Here is a 19950-nt window from a genome sequence, read left to right on the forward strand (position 1 = left end):
GCCCGTGATCAGGGCCGGTTCGGGTTGGGCGCGGCGGGTTCGAACCCGATGACCCGCGCGGCCGGCTGCTGCTGCACGGTCTGCGACCGCATCGTCGGCAGCCGGGTCTGGGTGGCGTCGGCCGGGACGTGGATCGCGACCACGGCGGCGCCGATGCACCCGACCACCGCGAGCGCGGCGATGCCGACCGGCTTACGGGCGGAGACGTACTGCGCGGGCGCGTGGCTGGACAGCGTCGCCGGCGCGTTGGTGTGCGCCCGCCGCACCGGCATCGGCTCGGTGGGGAGGTCGCCCAGGCTGAGCAGCCCGGCCATGAAGTCGGAGCCGTGCCCCGGTGCCGCGGGCACCCCGCGCATCCGCTCGATGAGTTCACGCTCCGCCGCGACCTGCGCGCGGCAGCCCTGACAGGCGACGAGGTGACGTTCGAGCGCGGTCGAGGCGTCGCGGGAGAGCACTCCGTCGACGTAGTCGACCAACAGGTCTTGCTGCGGACAGGTCATCCGCCGACCCCCGCGGGCCGACGGACGCCGAGGCCGCGTACACCGGTCTGCACACCGGTCTGGATCGGCTGGGTGATCGGACGGTCGATGGGCTCGGTGACCGGACGCTGGGACGGGTCGCGGTGGGCGAGGGCCGCCCGCAACTGGGCACGACCGCGGTGGATGCGCGAGCGGACGGTGCCGAGCTTCACGTCGAGCGTCGCGGCGACCTCCTCATAGGACAGCCCCTCGATGTCACACAGCACGACGGCCGCACGGAAGTCGGGCGACAACGCGTCGAGCGCGTGCTGGATGTCGTCGTCGAAGTGGGCGTCGGCGTAGATCTGCTCGGGGCTGCCCGAGCGGCTGACCAGACGCGCGGCGGCGTCGTCGGACAGCGCGTCGAAGCGGATGCGCTGCTTGCGGCGCATCTTGTCGAGGAAGACGTTGGTGGTGATGCGGTGCAGCCAGCCCTCGAAGGTGCCCGGACGGTACGAACCGAGCGAACGGAACACCCGCACGAACACATCGTGGGTGAGGTCTTCGGCGTCGTGCACATTGCCGGTCAGGCGGTAGGCCAGGCGGTAGACGCGTGCCGAGTGTTCGGTGACGATCTCCTCCCAGGTGGGCGGCTGCCAGCCGGCCGGCACCTCGTCGGGAACCACCGTCTTGGTTCGCTTCACCATCGTCCTCTCGGGCGTCTTCGTCGTCATCGTCTGTTCGTTCGTCATGTTCGTCTCGATCGTCATGCTGGTCCCCCGGTTGTGCCGTTCACCGTTTCACCGTTGCACCTTTACCTGTGCATCTGCTGTGTGCCAGCGATGACGGCTCGGTGCACTAGTGCCGGCGGTGTCGACAGGTCGAACCGTTGAGACGTCGCAGGACGTCGATCGGTTCAACGATCAGCACCACCGGATTGTTTCCCCCGTCCGCGAACTGCCTTCAGGCATTCCCGGACGGCTTATTTTCGCACGACTGCGCCCGGCAAGTAGATTGCTGAGTCATGACGTCGATGCGACCCGGCACCTGGACCTACGCCGAGGAGTTCATTCCCGAGCCCGAACTGATCGAGCGCGCACGTGTGCGCGGCGACGAACTGGGCGCCGTGCCCGTCGGCACGGGCACCGGCGCGGCCCTGCGGATGCTGGCCGCCGCCAACCACGCACGCTCCGTGGTCGAGATCGGCACCGGCGCCGGGGTCAGCGGTCTCTGGCTGCTGTCGGGCATGCCCGCCGACGGCATCCTGACCACCATCGACATCTCCAGTGAGCACCAGCACGCCGCCAAGCAGGCGTTCGCCGAGGCCGGCTACCCGCCGCAACGCACCCGGACGATCGTGGGCAGCGCCCTGTCGGTGCTGCCGCGCCTCACCGACGGCGGCTACGACCTCGTGCTGGTCGACGGCGAGAAGACCGAGTACCCGGCGTACGTCGAGCAGGCGCTGCGCCTGCTGCGCCCGGGCGGGGTGCTCGCCATCGACAACATGCTCTGGCACGACCAGGTCGCCGACCCTGCCGCCCGTGACGACGTCACCCGCATCCTGCGCGACCTCGGCAAGCAGTTGCGCGACGACGACAGCCTCGACACCACGCTGCTGCCGGTCGGTGACGGCCTGCTGGTGGCGGTCAAGCGCTGACCTCGGCCTTCCGGGCTGTCGAGCCTTCCGGACACGAAAAGACCCGCGGACCTCGAGGTCCGCGGGTCTTTTCGTTCGGGTGCGGCCGGTCAGCCGATGCAGCCCTTGATGGCATCGCCCAACGCCTGCGCTTCCTCGGCGTTCATCTCGACCACCAAGCGGCCGCCGCCTTCGAGCGGCATGCGCAGCAGGATGCTGCGACCTTCCTTGGTCACTTCGAGCGGGCCGTCGCCAGTCCTCGGCTTCATCGCCGCCATGGGTGCTTCCCCTTCCGCTGCGTGGCAAGTCTGTGACGGGCGCGTCGTCGTCCACGCAGTTCGTTGTCTCGCCGATGTCTCGGTGACACGCCCTCTGCCGATTCATTATCCCCCTTCCAGGTGGCGAGGAGGAAATTCGCGCCCGCCGATTCGTGCGATCGTGGCGTGCGTCGTGGCGTGCAGCGCGGCCTCGGGCCGCTGGACTGGCACGATGGGCCCATGCTCGCCAGGTCCGCCGTCTTCGACATCTACGGCGACCACCTCCTGGGCACCACCGGGTGGGCGCCGGTCGCCGCACTGGTGCAGTTGACGGGGGTGGTCGACGTCGCGCCGGCCGCGACCCGCACCGCGATCTCCCGGATGGCACGGGAAGGGTGGCTGGACGCCGAAACCCGTTCCGGGGTGCGTGGCTACGCACTCACCTCGCGTGCCCGGCACCGCCTGGGGTCCGCCGCGCAACGCATCTATGCCGACCGGACCCCCGAGTGGGACGGCGAGTGGCACCTCGTGGTCGTCGAGCACAGCGCCGACCGTTCGGTGCGTGCCCGGGTGCGCGGATCGATGGAGTACCTCGGGTATGCCCGCCTCGCAGCCGACACCTGGGTGGCGCCCCGCCCCAGCGACGACCTCGCCGAAACCCTCGGCGACGGCTATCGCGAGTTCCGCTCCCGCCTCACCGGCGACCCGGTGCGGTTCGCCGCCGAGATGTGGGACCTCGACGCGCTGGCCGAGGCTCACAACGGCTACATCCGCTGGCTCACCGACCTGGTCGCCGACCTGCCGGACGTCGATGCCGCCGGCGATCTGGAGTGCTACACGACCCGCTCCCTGGCGTTGCACGAGTGGCGCAAGTTCCTGTTCACCGACCCCGGCCTCCCGCTCGAGGTGCTGCCACCCGATTGGCCGGGTTCGCGGGCATCGAAGCAGTTCCGTGACGTAGCCGCCTGCCTTCGGCCCGGCGCTGCCGGATACGTTGATACCTGTATCCGAACAGCCTTGGGCCGCAGCACGACCGACCCCACCGACGGCCCGAACACCGAGCCGAACACCGAGGAGATCCGATGAGCGACGACGCACCTGTCCTGGTCGAGCGCGAGGGTGGCGTCGCCACCGTCCGGATCAACCGGCCCGATGACATGTGCGCCCTCGACATCCCCACCAAGGAGGGGCTGGTCGCGGCGCTGCAGCAGGTGGCCGGCGACGACACCGTGCGGGTGGTGGTGCTGACCGGCACCGGCCGCGCGTTCTGCGTCGGTCAAGACCTCAAGGAACACCTCGGGTTGCTCGAGACCGGCGACGACGCCCTCGGCACCACCGTGGTCGAGCACTACAACCCGATCGTCGAGTTGCTCTCGACCATGAACAAGCCGGTCATCGCGGCGGTCAACGGGGTGGCGGCCGGAGCCGGCGCCGCCTTCGCGTTCGCCTGCGACCTGCGCATCCTGCGCGAGAGCGCCGGCTTCAACCTGGCCTTCACCGGCATCGCGCTGTCGTGCGACTCCGGGTCGTCGTGGTCGTTGCAGCGCCTGGTCGGCATCGCCAAGGCGAAGGAACTGCTGTTCTTTCCCCGCACCGTCCGCTCGGCCGAGGCGCTCGAACTGGGCCTCGCCACCAAGGTCGTGCCCGACGACGAGTTCGACGCCGCCGTGGCCGAACTCGCCGGCCGGCTGGCTGCCGGGCCGACCATCGCGTACGGCTCGGTGCGCCGTGCGATCGCCTACTCCGCAACTCACGACCTGTCCGAATCGTTGGCCAACGAAGGCGAACTGATGAAGCTCACCGGCGACACGGCCGACCACCGCGCCGCGGTCGACGCCTTCATCGCCAAGCGTCCGCCGGTCTTCGAAGGTCGCTGATCCGCCGGGCCGCCCGGCGGGGAGGGAGAAAGCATGAACGGGGCGACACTCTTCTGGATCATCGCGGGTCTCGCGTTGGTGGGACTCGAGGTCGTCGGGGGCGAGTTCGTGCTGCTCATGCTGGGCGGTGGCGCGTTGGCTGCCGCCGGCACGTCCGCTGCCGGAGCCGACACCTGGGTGAGCGCGCTCGTCTTCGCCGTCGTCTCGATCGGGCTGTTGCTGCTGGTGCGGCCGCCGATGAAGCGGCACTTCCTGTCGGGCCCGAAGCACGCCATGAACACCGACGCGCTGCTCGGGGCACGGGCCGAGGTGATCGAGCGGGTGCACGAGGACGGCGGCCTGGTGCGCATCGGCGGCGAGGAGTGGTCGGCCCGCCCCGCCCGACGCAGTTTCGTGTTCGAGCCGGGTGAACGGCTCGTCGTCGAACGCATCGACGGGGCGATCGCGCTCGTCGACAAGGACCTCGACACAGACTTCGACACAGACACCGGCGCCGGGCCCGGCGTCGAACCGGGCGCGTAAGCGTCCAAACATTGGGGAGAACACATGGAACCGTTGCTCATCATCGCCGCGATCATCGCGCTGCTCGCGGTGATCATCGTGGTCAAGTCGGTGGCGCTCGTGCCGCAGGCCGAGGCTGCCGTGGTCGAACGGCTGGGGCGTTACACCAAGACCGTCTCGGGGCAGCTGCTGTTCCTGATGCCGTTCGTCGACCGCATCCGCGCGAAGGTCGACCTGCGTGAGCGCGTCGTGAGCTTCCCGCCGCAGCCGGTGATCACCGAGGACAACCTGACGGTCAACATCGACACGGTCGTCTACTTCCAGGTGACCGAGCCGCGCGCCGCGGTCTACGAGATCAACAACTACATCGTCGGTGTCGAGCAGCTCACCACCACCACGCTGCGTAACGTCGTCGGTGGCATGACGCTGGAGGAGACCCTCACCTCCCGTGAGCGGATCAACTCCCAGCTGCGCGGCGTGCTCGACGAGGCCACGGGCCGGTGGGGTCTGCGCGTGGCCCGGGTCGAGCTGAAATCGATCTTCCCGCCGCCCTCCATCCAGGAGTCGATGGAGAAGCAGATGAAGGCCGACCGTGAGAAGCGCGCCACGATCCTCGCGGCCGAGGCCCACCGGGAGTCGGCGATCAAGTCGGCCGAGGGTGACAAGCAGAGCCAGATCCTCGCCGCCGAAGGTGCCAAGCAAGCCTCCATCCTCGCCGCGGAGGGTGACCGCCAGTCGCGCATCCTGCGTGCCCAGGGTGACCGCGCCGCCAAGTACCTCCTCGCCCAGGGTGAGGCGAAGTCGATCGAGAAGACCTTCGCCGCGATCCGCGCCTCGCGTCCCACCCCCGAACTGCTCGCCTACCAGTACCTGCGCACCCTGCCCGAGATGGCCAAGGGCGAGGCCAGCAAGGTGTGGGTCGTGCCGTCCGACTTCGGCTCCGCGTTGCAGGGCTTCGCGAAGTCGTTCGGCCAGCAGGGCGACGACGGCGTGTTCCGTTACGAGATGCCCGACTACTCCGACGTGCCCGAGGTTGACGAGGACGAGGTCGAGGAGTGGTTCGACATGTCCCGTGACCCGGCGGTCGCGAAGGCTGTCGCCGAGGCCGAGGCGGTGGCCCGTCAGTCGGTCACCATCGACCCGATCGAAGAGGCCGCGCCGCGCCGTCGCCGTCCGGCCCCTGAGCCCGAGGTCGACCAGTCGCAGCCGCCGGCCCAGCCGGGCAGCGACCCGCGGGCGATCGGTGCCGGCGAGACCCAGTCCTTCCCCGCCGTGCCGCCGCAGCAGCAGCCGGACTTCGGGCCGGGCATCCAGTTGCCCAAGCGCCCCGACCAGCAGGGCTGACGCCACCACGCTCAACAACACGAGCCGGACGCCGGATCGACACCCGTCGACCCGGCGTCCGGCTCGTGTTTTGTGTCGTTCTTGCGGTTAGGGGGCGAAGTCGGCGGGCGGGGTGAACTTCAACAACTCGAAGACCCACCAGATCTGCCACCCGGCGAAGATCACGACCCAGGCCGCGGTGCGCCAACCGACGAGCAACCGGTCGCGCGCACGAGGCTGCGCGGCCCCGATGAGGATCGCGCCGACCGGCCAGAGGAACAACAGGAACCGGTAGGTGCTGGTCCAGACGTCGGTGATGGCCACCAGGTAGAGGGAGTACGACACCATCCAGGCGCGCAACTCGAACCCGAGCCCGCGCGACCACGGCCCGGCCATCACCAGGAACCAGCAGGCGACCACGACGAAGACGACGATGACGCCCTTCCCCTCGCCGAAGACCAACTGGAAGTTGGTCAGCCACGGTTTGAACGGCACCACCCCGCCCGGGGCGCGCCAGGCGGCCTGGGTGAGCACATAGGCGTCGGCCTGACCGGTGCGCCAGGCGGCCACCGCCGGCCAGGCCAGACCCGACAGCCCGGTCACCACCAGGGTGGTGACGGCACCCACCGGGTCGCGGGGCCGCACCTGTTCGGTGTGTCGACGCAGCACCATCCGCAGCAGCACCGCCACGACCACGCCCGCCATCGACAGCGCGATCGGTCGCTCGAAGCCGAGCAGCACGGCCGCGAGGCAGGCGACGCCCCAATTGTGCCGGGTGATCCCCCACAGGAAGATCGTCAGCAGCAGGATGCCGAGCGATTCGGTGTAGGTCATCTGCAGCACCGGCGACGACGGGGCGAAGGAGAAGAGCAATGTCGCGCCGAACGCCGCGCGGGCGCCGATGCGCTCGCGCAGCAGCACGCTCATCAACACCACTGCGGCCGCGGCGCACCCGATCGACAGCAGCGACCCCGCCACCGCGAACGACAGGCCGGTGACGGTCATGATGCCGGCGGTCAGAGTCGGGAAGAGCGGCAGGAACGCCCAGGTGTTCTGAGCGACGCGATTCTCCTGGTCGAGCGGGAGCACCTGCGGGTAGCCCTCATTGATGATCTGCTCGTACCACTTGCCGTCCCAGGCATGCACCATGTCCCAGTAGCCGAGTGGGCCAGAGCCCTCCCGGTTGGCGACCACCAGCCGTCCGCTCGACGGGGCCATCCACGCGATCAGCACGGCGGAGAACACCCGCGCGAGCAGGAACCCGCCGAGCACCCACCAGGTCAGGCGGCGGTCGATCGAGCCGCCGAGCCGATCGACGGTGCGCCGCACCCGGCCGTACGCGATGAGCGAGACCGACGCGCCACCGTGCGGCACGCGCGTGCTCTGCTCGCCTGCGATAGTCGTGTCCCCCAACGGTTTTCCTCAATGCCCGCACACAGCGACGGACGTCGCCGCTGAGCCTCGCTCAGCGGCCGGTCAGTTCGTCCCGCTCCGCCCGCAGTCGGGCGATCTCGGCGTCGCGCTCGTCGAGCTCGGTGCGCAACCGGTCGAGCACGTCGTCGACCTGCCCCATGCGGTAACCGCGCATCGTCTGGTCGAACCGGATCTCGGCGACATCCGCCGACTTCAGTGCTCCGGCCGGCAGCGGTTCGAACGGCGTGGTGGTGACCGGGTCGTCCATGGCGCCGCCGCCGAATCGGCCCAGGACGGCGGCAACGGCCAGGCCCGTGACGAGCACCAACAGCACGATGAGAACGACGATCACCCCGACAGGTTAATGCCGACGGCTGTGCCGGTCAGCGCCGGCGAGTGCTCGACAGGTGGTCGATCACTGCCCGGCCTGCTCGTCGTGCAGCCGCCGGCACTCCCGGACGATGATCTCGACCGCCTCGGCGGGGTCGTCGACCACCCGCAGCCGGTCGACGTCACCGGGCGAGATCATGCCCTCGGTGAGCAACCGGCCGCGCACGAAGTCGAGCAGCGGCGCCCAGAAGTCGGCGCCCAGCAGCACCACCGGGAAGCTGGTGATCTTGTGCGTCTGCGCCAGGGTGATCGCCTCGAACAACTCGTCGAGGGTGCCGAAGCCGCCGGGCAGCACGACGTAGCCCTGGGAGTACTTCACGAACATCGTCTTGCGCACGAAGAAGTAGCGGAAGTTGACGCCGAGATCGACGTACTCGTTCAGACCCGCTTCGAAGGGCAGCTCGATGCCGAGGCCGACACTCGTGCCGCCGGCCTGCGAGGCGCCCTTGTTCGCGGCTTCCATCGCACCCGGCCCGCCACCGGTGATGACGGCGTAGTCGGCCTGCGCCAGCAACCGGCCGACCTCGACGCCCTTCTCGTAGTGCTCGCTGCCCGGTTGTAGGCGGGCCGAGCCGAAGACCGCGATCGCCGGCCCGAGTTCGGCGAGTGCGCCGAAGCCTTCGACGAACTCCGCTTGAATGCGCATCACACGCCAGGGATCGGTGTGCAGCCAATCGGAGTCGGGCTGCCGGTCGAGCAACCGCTGGTCGGTCGTGGTGCGCGGCACCTGCGACCCGCGCAGGGTCGTCGCGCCGCGCCGGTAGTCGCGCCGCTGCGCGTCCTCGATCGACTCGCTCGACGTGTTCACAGCCTCGCTCATCGGGCGGCTCCGTCCTGCGGCGACAGCCACCGCTTCATCGCCGCGAGCGCGGCGCTGATCTGGTCTTCGGGGCAGCGTTCGTCGTCGGTGTGCGCGAGGTTGGGGTCGCCGGGGCCGAAGTTGACCGCCGGCACGCCGAGCGCGCTGAACTGCGCGACGTCCGTCCACCCCTCCTTGGCCACCACCGGCAGCGCGAGGGCGTCGACGAAGCCCTTCGCGGCCGGCTTGTCGAGACCGGGCTTGGCGCCGTCCGCGGCGTCGGAGAGCGTCAGCTCGTAGCCGGCGAACACCTCACGCAGGTGGTCGAGGGCCGCCTCGGTGTCGCGATCGGGGGCGTAGCGGTAGTTCACCGACACCACGCAGCGGTCGGGGATCACGTTGCCCGCGATGCCGCCGCTGATGCCGACCGCGTTGAGCGCCTCGTGATAGTCCAGACCCTCGACCGCGACGGTGCGGGGTTCGTACGCCGACAGCCGGGCGAGGATCTCGCCCGCGTCGTGGATCGCGTTGTGGCCGTTCCACGGGCGGGCGGAGTGGGCGGCGATGCCCTTGGTCGCGACGTCGACCCGCATCGTGCCCTTGCACCCGCCCTCGATGCCGCCGTTCGTCGGCTCGAGCAGCACCGCGAAGTCGGCCTCCAGCCACTGCGGGTGGTTGCGCACCAGCCGTGCCAGGCCGTTGAACTCGGCCTCGATCTCCTCGCAGTCGTAGAAGACGTAGGTGACGTCGCGGGTCGGCTCGGTGATGCCGGCGGCGAGCGCCAACTGCACGGCCACCCCGCCCTTCATGTCGGTGGTGCCGCGGCCGCGCAACACGCCGTCGATGCGCTGCACCGGGACGTTCGGCGGGTCGACGGTGATCGGCACGGTGTCGATGTGACCGGCGAGCACGACCCGTTCGGCACGGCCGAGGTCGGTGCGGGCCACGATCGCGTTGCCGTCGCGTTCGACGCTCAGGTGCGGCAGGGCGCGCAGCGCGCGCTCGATCGCGTCGGCGATCTCCTGCTCGTTCTTGCTCACCGACGGGATGTCGCACAGGGCCGCGGTGAGGGTGACGACGTCCGAACTCAGGTCGAGATCTGCCATGCGCACCATCTTGGCGGACGGTCGCTGCCCGGACCGCACGGGTCCACCGCCTAACCTGGTGGCATGACCGCGCAGCGCACGGCCTGGGGTTTCGGCCTGGCCACGATCACGTACGACGACCGCACCCTCGACACCTGGTTCCCCAACCCGCACCTGGGCGAGGCGCCTGCCGACGAGCCCTACGCGGCGCCGACGGAGCTGGTGTCCCAGGTGCGCGACTTCCCGCGGCGCGAGGTGCGCACCAAGGTCGTGCTGGTCAGCATCGACCTCGACGAGGCACCCAAGGACGCCTCCGACGCCTACCTTCGCCTGCACCTGCTGTCGCACTGCCTGGTCGAACCGAACTCGATCAACCTCGACGGCCTGTTCGGGGTGCTGGAGAACGTCGTCTGGACCAACGTCGGGCCGTGTGCACCGGAGAACTTCGAGCAGACCCGCACCCGCCTGCGCCAGGACGGCCCGGTGCAGGTCTACGGCATCGACAAGTTCCCGCGGATGACCGACTACGTCGTGCCGGCGGGCGTGCGCATCGCCGACGCCGACCGGGTGCGCCTCGGCGCCCACCTCGCCCCCGGCACCACCGTGATGCACGAGGGCTTCTGCAACTTCAACGCCGGCACCCTCGGCACCTCGATGGTCGAGGGCCGCATCGTGCAGGGCGTCGTCGTCGGTGACGGCTCCGACATCGGTGGCGGTGCCTCGATCATGGGCACCCTGTCCGGCGGCGGCACCGAGCGCGTCAGCATCGGTCGACGCTGCCTGCTCGGCGCCCAGAGCGGTGTCGGCATCGCCCTCGGCGACGACTGTGTCGTCGAAGCGGGCCTCTACATCACCGCCGGCACCAAGGTGACGATGCCCGACGGGTCGGTGAAGAAGGCGCGCGAGCTGTCCGGAGGCTCGAACATGCTGTTCATTCGCAACTCCGAGACCGGTGTCGTCGAATGCCGTCCGCGCCAGGGTCAGGGCATCGCACTCAACGACGCACTGCACGCCAACACCTCCGGTCGACCGGCCGGCTCCGGGGCGTGATCTTCCGGCGGCGACGGTCCGACGACGCGCACGGGCCGCACCACGAGCACGACGGCTACGGGTCGTACGACGACACCGAAGACACCGACGACGGCTACTGGGGCGACGAGGACGACGACGCGATCCACCTCGGGTCGCACCGGTTCGAGTCCGACCACCGGCGCAGCCGGCTGACCAGCACCCTGGGCTGCCTGCTCCCGCTCGCGTTGCTCGGCCTCATCGCCGGCGGCGGCTACTACGGCTACCAGCGCATCACCGACGCGATCGGCTCCAACAGCTGCAAGGTGCGCGACGACCGGTTCGACTACCAGTGGACGCCGGAGCAGGTGGCCAACTCCGCGACGATCAGTGTGGTCGGCACCGACCTGCTCGGCCTGAGCACCCGCGCCAGCCAGATCGCCAACGCGACCGCGATCCAGGAGTCGAAGCTGCGCAACCTGCGCAGCGGCGACCGCGACTCCCTCGGCCTGTTCCAGCAGCGTCCGACGATGGGTTGGGGCACCGCCGAGCAGATTCTCGACCCCGTATACGCCAGCCGCAGTTTCTACAACGCGCTGGTCAAGGTCTCCGACTGGCAGACCCGTCCGCTCACCGATGTGGCACAAGCCGTGCAGCGCTCGGGTTACCCGGAGGCGTACGCCGACCACGAGACCCAGGGGCGGGTGCTCGCCACCGCGTTCGACGGGTCGTTCCCGCAGGCCGTCGGGTGCCGCCTCGACGACGCGACCGCGCCCGGTTCGCCGACCGCGGTGACCGACAAGCTGCGCACCCAGGCCGGCATCACCAACGCTACGACCTCGGGCAAGCTCGTCACCGTGCCGGCCGGTTCGGCGCAGAAGGCGTGGTCGGTGGGGCACTGGGCCGTCGCGCACGCACAGTCCGAACAGATCACCTCGGTGATCGTCGGCGACCACGCGTGGAACCGGCAGAAGGGAAAGGCCGGCTGGAACTGGACCACCGCGCAGCACCCGACCGGCTCCGACAGCACCGTCCGGATCGAGCTCAACTAGCCGCACACGCACCTGGAACAGACACGAAGAAGCCCGACCACCTCGTGGTGGTCGGGCTTCTGGCGCAGTGGGATCAGGCGGACGGGTAGTCGCGCTCGGTCTCGCCGATGTAGATCTGACGCGGGCGGCCGATCTTGGTCGCCGGGTCTTCCATCATCTCGCGCCACTGGGCGATCCAGCCCGGCAGACGACCGATGGCGAACAGCACGGTGAACATCTCCGTCGGGAAGCCCATCGCCTTGTAGATGATGCCGGTGTAGAAGTCGACGTTCGGGTAGAGCTTGCGCGACACGAAGTACTCGTCGCTGAGTGCGATCTCCTCGAGGCGGCGAGCCATCGCCAGCTTCGGGTCGTCGACACCGAGGGCCTGCAGCACCTCGTCCGCGGCGTTCTTCACGATCGCGGCGCGCGGGTCGTAGTTCTTGTAGACGCGGTGCCCGAAGCCCATGAGCTTCACGCCGGCTTCCTTGTTCTTGACCTTCTCGACGAACTTGTCGACGTCACCGCCGAAGTCCTGCTCGATGGTGTCGAGCATCTCGAGCACGGCCGAGTTGGCGCCACCGTGCAGCGGACCGGACAGCGCGTGGATGCCGGCCGAGATCGAGGAGAACAGGTTCGCGTGACCCGAACCGACCAGACGGACGGTGGAGGTCGAGCAGTTCTGCTCGTGGTCGGCGTGCAGGATGAACAGCTGGTCGAGCGCCTTGGTGACGACCGGGTTCGGCGTCCAGTCCTCGGTCGGGTAACCGAAGGTGAGGCGCAGGAAGTTCTCGACGAGGTCGAGGTTGTTGTCCGGGTAGAGCGTCGGCTGGCCCTGGCTCTTCTTGAACGCGTAGGCCGCGATCGTCGGGAGCTTGGCGAGCAGGCGGATGGTGGACAGCTCTACCTGGTCCTTGTCGGTGATCGACAGGGAGTCCTGGTAGAAGGTGCCGAGCGCCGAGACGGCCGCCGACAGCACCGACATCGGGTGCGCGTCGCGCGGGAACGCAGCGAGGAGGTCCTTGAGGTCCTCGTGCAGCATCGTGTGGCGCTGGATCTTCGCGGTGAACTCCGCCAGCTGCTCGCTGGTGGGCAGCTCGCCGTAGATCAGCAGGTAGGAGACCTCGAGGAACGAGGACTTCTCGGCCAACTGGTCGATCGGGTAGCCGCGGTAGCGCAGGATGCCGGCGTCGCCGTCGATGTAGGTGATTGCCGACTTGCACGACGCGGTGTTCACGAAACCGACGTCGAGCGTCACGTTGCCCGTTTCCTTCAGCAGCGCGGAGATGTCGTATCCGTCGTTGCCTTCAGTCGCCGGGATGACGGCGAACTCGAGGTTCTTGTCACCCGCGGCGAAGGTGGCCGGAGCGGTGTCAGTCATAAGGGAAGTGCCTTCCGTCCTCACTGGAACCGGCAACGATGCCGGTTGCTGAGCCTTAGGTGACGGTACCCCAGCGTCCGAACGCGTCGCGGGGCACCCCGGTGTGAAGAATCTCAGTTCTGCAGGCTTGGTGAAACGCCTTGTTCAACCACTGGTCAAGCGCTGCGCCGCCGACGTGATCTGCTCGTCGGACGCGGTGAGCGCGATCCGCACGTGCTCGGCCCCAGCGGCACCGTAGAAGTCGCCCGGAGCGGCGAGGATGCCCTTCGCCGCGAGCTCGTCGACAGTCGCCCGGCAGGGCTGACCCTTCGTCGCCCAGAGGTAGAGACCGGCGTCGGAATAGTCTGTGCGCCAACCGGATTCGTTGAGTGCCGCCTTGAGCATTGCGCGCCGACGGCGGTAGCGCTCTTTCTGTTCGGCGACGTGCGCGTCGTCCTGCACGGCCGCGAGCAGCGCACGCTGCACCGGCCACGGCACGATCATCCCGGCGTGCTTGCGGAACGCGAGCAACTGCTGCACCAGATCGCGGTCACCGGCGACGAACGCGGCGCGGTAGCCGGCCATGTTCGACTGCTTCGACAGCGAGTAGACCGACAGCAGTCCGGTGTGGTCACCCGCACAGACCCGGTCGTCGAGGATGCTCGGCGTGGTCAGGTCGTCGACGCCCTCGCGCCAGTCGAGTTCGGAATAACACTCGTCGCTGGCGACGATCACGCCACGCTCACGCGCCCAGCGCACCACCTTCGCGAGGTGTTCGACGCCGAGCACCTGCCCGGTGGGGTTGCCGGGAGTGTTGAGCCACAACAGTTTCGGCGCACTCGGACCGAACTGCACGGTCGACGCCGCGGGCACCGGGCGGGCGCCCGCGATGCGGGCACCGACGTCGTACGTCGGGTAGGCGGCCTCCGGGAAGCCGACCGCGTCGTCCGGGCCGAGCCCGAGGATCGTCGGCAACCAGGCGACGAACTCCTTGCTGCCGACCACCGGCAGCACGCCGTCCGGGTCGACGCCGTGGGCGTTGCGCCGCCGGGCGAACCACGCCGAGATCGCCTCGCGCAGATCGGGGGTGCCCCACACCTGCGGGTAGCCGTGGGCGTCGGACGCCGCGGCGAGCGCGTCGCGCACCACCTGCGGCGTCGGGTCGACCGGGGTGCCGACGGAGAGATCGATGAAACCCCCGGGATACGCCTGCGCCGTGGCCTTCGCCGCGGCAAGGGTGTCCCAGGGGAAGTCGGGAAGTCGTCGACTCACTCGTCGTGCGACTGCGGCGGCAGCGCGGCGATCAGCGGGTGGTCCTTGTTGATCAGGCCCATCTTCGCGGCACCACCCGGGCTGCCGAGGTCGTCGAAGAACTCGACGTTGGCCTTGTAGTAGTCGGCCCATTCCTCCGGCGTGTCGTCTTCGTAGTAGATCGCCTCGACCGGGCAGACCGGCTCGCAGGCGCCACAGTCGACGCACTCGTCGGGATGGATGTAGAGGCTGCGCTCACCCTCGTAGATGCAGTCGACGGGACATTCCTCGATGCACGCCTTGTCCTTGAGGTCGACACAGGGCTGGGCGATGACGTACGTCATGAGAGGAATCCTCCTGCTGATCTGGGGAGCGGCTGCTCGCGAGTCCGTCACTAGTATGCCGGGGTGTCGCACGAGGAGCCGAGTAAGTCTCACCTTCCCTGGCCGTTACGTGTCGGGCGGCGGGTCGCGGTGCGGCGCAGACTGGCTCCCGACGACCCCTCGGGAGCCCGGTTCACCGATGTGACCGGGGAGTTGGTGGCGGCCGACGTGGCGGGTGCCACCGTCGAGTCACGCGCCGGCACGGTGGTCGTGCCGTGGGCCGAGGTGGTGGCCGCGAAGGAGATCCCGCCCCGCTCCGACCGGCGCGGGCGACCACACCGCACGATCGCGATCGACGACCTGCAACGGCTCATGGTCGACGGGCTGCCCGGGCTGTTGCGGATGCCGATCGGCGATTGGCTGCTCCGCTCCGCCGAAGGTTTCACCGGGCGCGCCAATTCGGCTCTGGCAGTGGGAGATCCGGGGATGCCGCTGGCCGAGGCGGTCGACGAGGTGCGTGCCGCGTACGGCGACCTCGGGCAGCCCGCCTTGTTCCAGATCGCCGGTGAGCAGGGGTTCGACGTCTCGGCCCACCCGGTGGCCGCCGAGGTGCTCGCCCGCGGCGGACGCGTCTTCCAACAGACCTTCGTGATGACGGCCGCCACCCGTGAGGTCGCGCTCGCACGACCCGTCCCCGACACCGCGGTCGAGGTGCTGCCTGCGCCGTCCGAGGGGTGGTGGACGGCGGCCAGCCCCCGCACCGTGGAGCACCGCGAGTTGGTCGAGCGGCTGCTCGCGCAGGTGCACGACGGGCGCTACCTGACGGTGCGCCGCCGATCGGGCGAAGCGGTGGCCGCGGGCCGAATCGCCTACTCCCCCGGCTGGATCGGGCTCTACGACCTGCACACGCTGCCCGCCGAGCGGGGCAACGGGTTCGGCCGCGCACTCGTCGGTGAATCGGCCCGCGACGCCGATGCCGGCGGAGTGCGCTCGGCCTACCTGCAGGTGAGCGCCGACAACGCGCCGGCCATCGGGTTGTACGAGTCGCTCGGGTTCACGACCCACCACGAGTACTGGTACGCCCGCCTCGACTGAACCCACCCCTCCGCAAACGCTGCGCCCCTGCAGACGCTGCTGTTGCAACCGCAGCGCGTGCCGGGAACCGCAGCGTTTGCGATGGGGCGGAATAGATGACGTGTCCACTACCTTGTAGGTTGGCACGAACCTCCACGAAAGGCAGCCATGGCGCAGGCAACCGTCCAACTGGGTCTTGATTCGTTCGGCGACATCAGCGTCGACGCGCAGGGCAACGCGAACAGCGCGGCCCAGGAGATCCGCAACCACGTCGAGCACGCGGTCATCGCCGACCGGGCCGGGGTCGACGCGATCAGCTTCGGCGAACACCATCGCGGCGACTTCGCGATCTCCGCCCCTGACATGGTGCTCGCGGCCGCCGCGTCGCGTACCGAGCGCATCACCCTCGGCACCGCCGTCACCGTGCTGAGCAGCGACGACCCCATCCGAGTGTTCGAGCGCTTCTCCACGCTCAACGCGATCAGCAACGGACGCGCCGAGATCACCGTCGGTCGCGGATCGTTCACCGAATCGTTCCCGCTCTTCGGGTACGACCTGGCCGATTACGAACTCCTCTTCGAGGAGAAGTTCGACATGTTCGCCAAGCTGCTCGCCGAGCCGGAACGCTTCTCCTGGAACGGAACTCACCGCCGTCCGGTCGACAACGCCGTCATCATGCCGCGCACCGAAGGCGGCCTGAAGGCATGGGTCGGCGTCGGCGGTTCACCGCAGTCGGTTATCCGCGCCGTCACCCACGGGGTGCCGATGATGTTGGCGATCATCGGCGGCAGCCCGCGCCGGTTCCAGCCCTTCGTCGACCTCTACCGCGAGGCGCAGGACAAGCTCGAGATCAGCCTGCCGCTGGGCGTGCACTCCCCCGGCCACATCGCCGAGACCGACGCGGAAGCGCGCAACCAGGTGCGCGACGCGTGGCTGACCAACCGCAACAACATCGGCCGCGAGCGCGGCTGGGGTCCGAGCGGCCCGGCGGAGTTCGAGGCCGAGGCCGACCACGGCTCGATGTACGTCGGGTCGCCCGAAACCGTCGCACGCAAGATCGCCGACACGGTCAAGACCCTCGGACTCGACCGCTTCGACCTGAAGTACAGCAACGGACCGGTGCGCGACGAGCACCTGCGCCGTTCGATCGAGCTCTACGGCACCGAGGTCATCCCGCGGGTGCGCGAACTGCTCGCCGACTGACGCCGTCCGCCCTCCGGCCAACCCGGCCCGCCTCTCCCCCAAACGCTGCAGTACTTGTCAGCTGCTGCGGCTGCAACCGCAGCGACTGACGAGTGACGCCGCGTTTGCGGGTTTTCAGTCGGTGCCGGGGTCGAGCAACTCGGCCAGGTGCACGCCCGCACGGCCCGCGAGATCGTCGGCCTGGGTGCGGCAGGAGAATCCGTCGGTGAGCAGGACGGCGTCCGGCTGCGCCGCGAGCGCGGGCAGCAGTTGCCGCTCGGCGACCTTCACCGACACCTCGTAGTGCCCTTCTTCCATGCCGAAGTTGCCGGCGAGGCCGCAGCAGCCCGACAGCCGCTGCACGTCGGCGCCGGCCCGCTTCAACAGTTCGGCGTCGGGCGACCAACCCATCACCGCGTGGTGGTGGCAGTGCGGCTGGGCGACGACCTTGCGTCCGGTGAGGTCGGGCGGCTGCCAGCCCGGCACCGTGGCCAGGAATTCCGCCAGCGTCACCACCTTGCCCGCGACGCGTGCCGACTCCGGCGAACCGATCAGCTCCGCGGCGTCGCTGCGGTAGACCGCGGTGCACGACGGCTCCAACCCGATGATCGGAAGTCCCTGCGCCGCAACAGGATCGAGGTCGGCGATCGACTTGCCGAGGGTCTTCTTCGCGGCGTCGAGCTGACCGGTGCTGATCAGGGTGAGCCCGCAGCAGCCGTCGCGTTCGACGACCACCGGTTCGAAACCGGCGTCGCGCAGCACGCGCACCGCAGCCCGACCTGTGGCCGGCGTGAAGTAGTTGGTGAAGGTGTCGACCAGCAACACCACCCGATCGGGCCGGTCGTCGGACGGGTCGAACGCGGCAACGCCGTTCTTCGCGCACCAGGCACGGAAGGTCTGGGGCGCGAACTCGGGCACCGAGCGGCGCGGGTCGACCCCGGCCAAACGCTTCGCCGCCGCCGGGCGGCTGCCGACCGCGACGAGCTTCGAGGCGAGCCGAGATGTCTTGCGGCTCAGCCGAACCCACTGCGGCAGCCGGCCCAGGGTGTAGTGCGACAGCGGACGCCGCTTGCCCTTGTAGGTCTGGTGCAGCACCTCCGACTTGTAGGAGGCCATGTCGATGCCGGTCGGGCAGTCGGACAGGCACCCCTTGCACGACAGACACAGATCGAGCGCGTCGTGCACCTCGGGGGCGTCCCAGCCCCGCACCGAGGTGCCGTTGAGCATCTCCTGCAGCACCCGGGCGCGGCCACGGGTGGAGTCCTTCTCGTCGCCGGTGGCGAGGTACGACGGGCACATCACGCCGTGCGAGCCGCCGTTGTCGGCCCGGCACTTGCCGACACCGGTGCACCGGTGGACGGCTTGGGAGAAGTCGCCGCCGTCGTGCGGGTACAGCAGGGCGAGCGGCTCCCGTGGCGCCTTCGCGGCCGGAATGCGCAGGTGGTCGGTCGGCGCGTCGGGGTCGACCAGCACCCCCGGGTTGAGCAGGCCGGACGGGTCGAACATCCGCTTCACCCGACCGAACAGGTCGATCGCCTCGGGCGAATACATGTGGTGCAGCAGCCCGCTGCGCGCGCGGCCGTCGCCGTGCTCACCCGACAGCGAGCCGCCGTACTTGGCCACCAACTGCGCGGACGCCTCCAGGAACGACCCGAACGCGGCCGTGCCCCCGTCGGCGGCGAGCGGGAAGTCGATGCGGATGTGCAGACACCCGTCGCCGAAGTGCCCGTACGGCAGGCCGGTGAGGTCGTGTTCGGTCATCAGCGCGTCGAACTCGCGCAGGTAGGGGCCGAGCTGCTGCGGCGGCACCGCGGCGTCCTCCCAGCCGGCGTGCGCCGGCCGGTCGCGCGGTGAGCGACCGGACAGCCCCGCACCGTCTTCGCGCACCCGCCACAGAGCGGCAGCGACCACGGGGTCGGGCACGATCATCGAATCGATCGAACCCGACTGCGCGACAACGCGTTCGGCAATCGACCCGAGCTCGCCGGCATCGTCTCCGGCCAGCTCGACGAACAACCAGCCGTCGCCGCGGGGCAACGGTGGCACCGCGCCGGGCCCACGGCGCGCGGTGAGGATGTCGACGATCCGGCGGTCCATGCCCTCGAGCGCCACCGGTGCGAAGGGCAGCAAACCCGCCGCGGCGTCGCCCGCGTCGTAGATGTCGGCATAGCCGAGCACGACCAGCAGGCGCCGGGCCGGTTCCTTGACCAGCCGCACCATGGCCTCCGTAGCGACCGCGAGGGTGCCCTCCGAACCGGCGAGGAAGCCGGTGACGTCGAAACCGTTCTCCGGCAGCAACTGCTGCATCGCGTAACCCGACACCTGGCGCCCGAAGCGTCCGAACTCCCGGCGCACCAGCGCCAGCTCGCTGCCGACCAACCGGTCGAGGTCAGCCAGCAGCGGGGACGCGGCAACCGCATCGGCGCGCGCGGTCGACCGCGCCGTACGCAGCACCGTGCCGTCGGCCAGCACCGACTCCAACGCCAGCAGGTTGTCGGAGGTCTTGCCGTAGCCGAGCGCCCTTGAGCCGCAGGCGTTGTTGCCGATCATTCCGCCGATCGTGCAGCGGGTGTGCGACGACGGGTCGGGCCCGTAGCGCCAACCCGCGGCCAGCGCCGCCTTCTGCAGGGCCGCGTGCACGATGCCGGGCTGCACCGCAGCGACGCCTGCCTCGGCGTCGAGCGACACCAGGTGGTTCATGTGTTTGCTGAAGTCGAGCACCACCCCGGTGCCGATCGAGTTGCCGGCGATCGAGGTGCCGGCACCCCGGGAGGTCACCGGCACCGAGAGCTCGCGGCACGCCGCGAGCGCAGCGATCACCTCGTCGCGGTCGTGCGGGCGCACGACCGCGGTCGGCAGCAGGCGGTAGAGCGAGGCGTCGGTGGAGTAGGCGGCGCGATTCGTGCCGTCGACCAGCACGTCCCGCAGTCCGGCTCGGCGCAGCGCTTCGGTGACGGCTTCGGGGGTGGGATTCACGCCGGT

Annotated in this window: 20 protein-coding genes; 9 read left to right on the forward strand and 11 right to left on the reverse strand. The window is 69.6% G+C overall.

Annotated elements, in window-relative coordinates; genetic code table 11:
- Positions 1-8: 8 nt before the first annotated feature.
- Positions 9-500, reverse strand: a complete 492-nt coding sequence (locus DFJ65_RS15115) for an anti-sigma factor family protein (RefSeq protein ID WP_115923731.1) — start codon at positions 498-500, stop codon at positions 9-11.
- On the reverse strand, positions 497-1165 hold the full coding sequence (gene sigE, locus DFJ65_RS15120; protein ID WP_425453033.1) for an RNA polymerase sigma factor SigE: 669 nt from the start codon (positions 1163-1165) through the stop codon (positions 497-499). Before sigE ends, DFJ65_RS15115 begins: the two co-directional genes overlap by 4 nt.
- A gap of 317 nt (positions 1166-1482) precedes the next feature.
- Here sigE and DFJ65_RS15125 point away from each other — a divergent pair, with 317 nt between their 5' ends.
- The gene (locus DFJ65_RS15125) at positions 1483-2115 is read left to right on the forward strand and encodes an O-methyltransferase (RefSeq protein ID WP_115923733.1); all 633 of its coding nucleotides are present in this window, start codon (positions 1483-1485) and stop codon (positions 2113-2115) included.
- An 89-nt stretch (positions 2116-2204) separates the two neighbouring features.
- Here the strand turns inward: DFJ65_RS15125 and DFJ65_RS15130 are convergent, their stop codons facing one another.
- Positions 2205-2372 (reverse strand): DUF3117 domain-containing protein, encoded by a 168-nt coding sequence (locus DFJ65_RS15130; protein ID WP_115923734.1) that lies wholly within the window; start codon positions 2370-2372, stop codon positions 2205-2207.
- 219 nt (positions 2373-2591) lie between these two features.
- On the opposite strand from DFJ65_RS15130, the gene DFJ65_RS15135 reads away from it, so the two are divergent.
- Genes DFJ65_RS15135 through DFJ65_RS15150 form a run of 4 tightly spaced genes read left to right on the forward strand, consistent with a single transcriptional unit; the run spans position 2592 to position 6073 of the window.
- Positions 2592-3437, forward strand: coding sequence for a PaaX family transcriptional regulator (locus tag DFJ65_RS15135; protein WP_115923735.1), 846 nt, complete (start codon positions 2592-2594; stop codon positions 3435-3437).
- A complete protein-coding gene (locus DFJ65_RS15140) occupies positions 3434-4228 on the forward strand; it encodes an enoyl-CoA hydratase-related protein (protein ID WP_115923736.1) in 795 nt (264 codons plus the stop codon). Before DFJ65_RS15135 ends, DFJ65_RS15140 begins: the two co-directional genes overlap by 4 nt.
- A gap of 33 nt (positions 4229-4261) precedes the next feature.
- Positions 4262-4750: an NfeD family protein gene (locus tag DFJ65_RS15145; RefSeq protein WP_115923737.1), complete on the forward strand. Its 489-nt coding sequence runs from the start codon at positions 4262-4264 to the stop codon at positions 4748-4750.
- 24 nt (positions 4751-4774) lie between these two features.
- The gene (locus DFJ65_RS15150) at positions 4775-6073 is read left to right on the forward strand and encodes an SPFH domain-containing protein (protein ID WP_115923738.1); all 1299 of its coding nucleotides are present in this window, start codon (positions 4775-4777) and stop codon (positions 6071-6073) included.
- An 87-nt stretch (positions 6074-6160) separates the two neighbouring features.
- On the opposite strand, the gene DFJ65_RS15155 is transcribed toward DFJ65_RS15150, so the two are convergent.
- The 4 genes from DFJ65_RS15155 to dapE all read right to left on the reverse strand — a co-directional run bounded on the left by DFJ65_RS15155 (position 6161) and on the right by dapE (position 9760).
- On the reverse strand, positions 6161-7465 hold the full coding sequence (locus DFJ65_RS15155; RefSeq protein ID WP_147301417.1) for a hypothetical protein: 1305 nt from the start codon (positions 7463-7465) through the stop codon (positions 6161-6163).
- A 52-nt stretch (positions 7466-7517) separates the two neighbouring features.
- A complete protein-coding gene (locus DFJ65_RS15160) occupies positions 7518-7817 on the reverse strand; it encodes a DivIVA domain-containing protein (protein ID WP_245950318.1) in 300 nt (99 codons plus the stop codon).
- 63 nt (positions 7818-7880) lie between these two features.
- Positions 7881-8675: an LOG family protein gene (locus DFJ65_RS15165; RefSeq protein WP_115923740.1), complete on the reverse strand. Its 795-nt coding sequence runs from the start codon at positions 8673-8675 to the stop codon at positions 7881-7883.
- On the reverse strand, positions 8672-9760 hold the full coding sequence (gene dapE / locus DFJ65_RS15170) for a succinyl-diaminopimelate desuccinylase (protein ID WP_115924375.1): 1089 nt from the start codon (positions 9758-9760) through the stop codon (positions 8672-8674). The genes DFJ65_RS15165 and dapE overlap by 4 nt, the downstream gene beginning before the upstream one ends.
- A 63-nt stretch (positions 9761-9823) precedes the next feature.
- On the opposite strand from dapE, the gene dapD reads away from it, so the two are divergent.
- The gene (gene dapD / locus DFJ65_RS15175; protein ID WP_115923741.1) at positions 9824-10789 is read left to right on the forward strand and encodes a 2,3,4,5-tetrahydropyridine-2,6-dicarboxylate N-succinyltransferase; all 966 of its coding nucleotides are present in this window, start codon (positions 9824-9826) and stop codon (positions 10787-10789) included.
- Positions 10786-11799, forward strand: a complete 1014-nt coding sequence (locus DFJ65_RS15180; RefSeq protein WP_115923742.1) for a hypothetical protein — start codon at positions 10786-10788, stop codon at positions 11797-11799. The genes dapD and DFJ65_RS15180 overlap by 4 nt, the downstream gene beginning before the upstream one ends.
- A 73-nt stretch (positions 11800-11872) precedes the next feature.
- Here DFJ65_RS15180 and DFJ65_RS15185 read toward each other — a convergent pair whose 3' ends face one another.
- From DFJ65_RS15185 to fdxA, 3 genes are all read right to left on the reverse strand, one after another.
- Complete coding sequence (locus tag DFJ65_RS15185) at positions 11873-13159, reverse strand: citrate synthase (RefSeq protein WP_115923743.1); 1287 nt, start codon at positions 13157-13159, stop codon at positions 11873-11875.
- A 144-nt stretch (positions 13160-13303) separates the two neighbouring features.
- Positions 13304-14410, reverse strand: coding sequence for a succinyldiaminopimelate transaminase (dapC, locus tag DFJ65_RS15190; RefSeq protein ID WP_170144118.1), 1107 nt, complete (start codon positions 14408-14410; stop codon positions 13304-13306).
- On the reverse strand, positions 14407-14733 hold the full coding sequence (fdxA, locus tag DFJ65_RS15195; RefSeq protein ID WP_115923745.1) for a ferredoxin: 327 nt from the start codon (positions 14731-14733) through the stop codon (positions 14407-14409). Before fdxA ends, dapC begins: the two co-directional genes overlap by 4 nt.
- A 63-nt stretch (positions 14734-14796) precedes the next feature.
- Between fdxA and DFJ65_RS15200 the strand changes: the two genes are divergently transcribed.
- On the forward strand, positions 14797-15807 hold the full coding sequence (locus DFJ65_RS15200) for a GNAT family N-acetyltransferase (protein WP_170144119.1): 1011 nt from the start codon (positions 14797-14799) through the stop codon (positions 15805-15807).
- Positions 15808-15954: 147 nt separating this feature from the next.
- Entirely contained in the window at positions 15955-16989 is a 1035-nt protein-coding gene (locus tag DFJ65_RS15205) for an LLM class flavin-dependent oxidoreductase (protein ID WP_115923747.1), read from the forward strand.
- Positions 16990-17103: 114 nt separating this feature from the next.
- Here DFJ65_RS15205 and DFJ65_RS15210 read toward each other — a convergent pair whose 3' ends face one another.
- Positions 17104-19944 carry an FAD-binding and (Fe-S)-binding domain-containing protein gene (locus DFJ65_RS15210; RefSeq protein WP_115923748.1) on the reverse strand — a complete coding sequence of 947 codons (2841 nt, stop codon included), beginning with the start codon at positions 19942-19944 and terminating at the stop codon, positions 17104-17106.
- Between the last annotated feature and the right edge of the window lie 6 nt (positions 19945-19950).

It is taken from the genome of Calidifontibacter indicus (assembly GCF_003386865.1).
Taxonomy (GTDB): domain Bacteria; phylum Actinomycetota; class Actinomycetes; order Actinomycetales; family Dermatophilaceae; genus Yimella; species Yimella indica.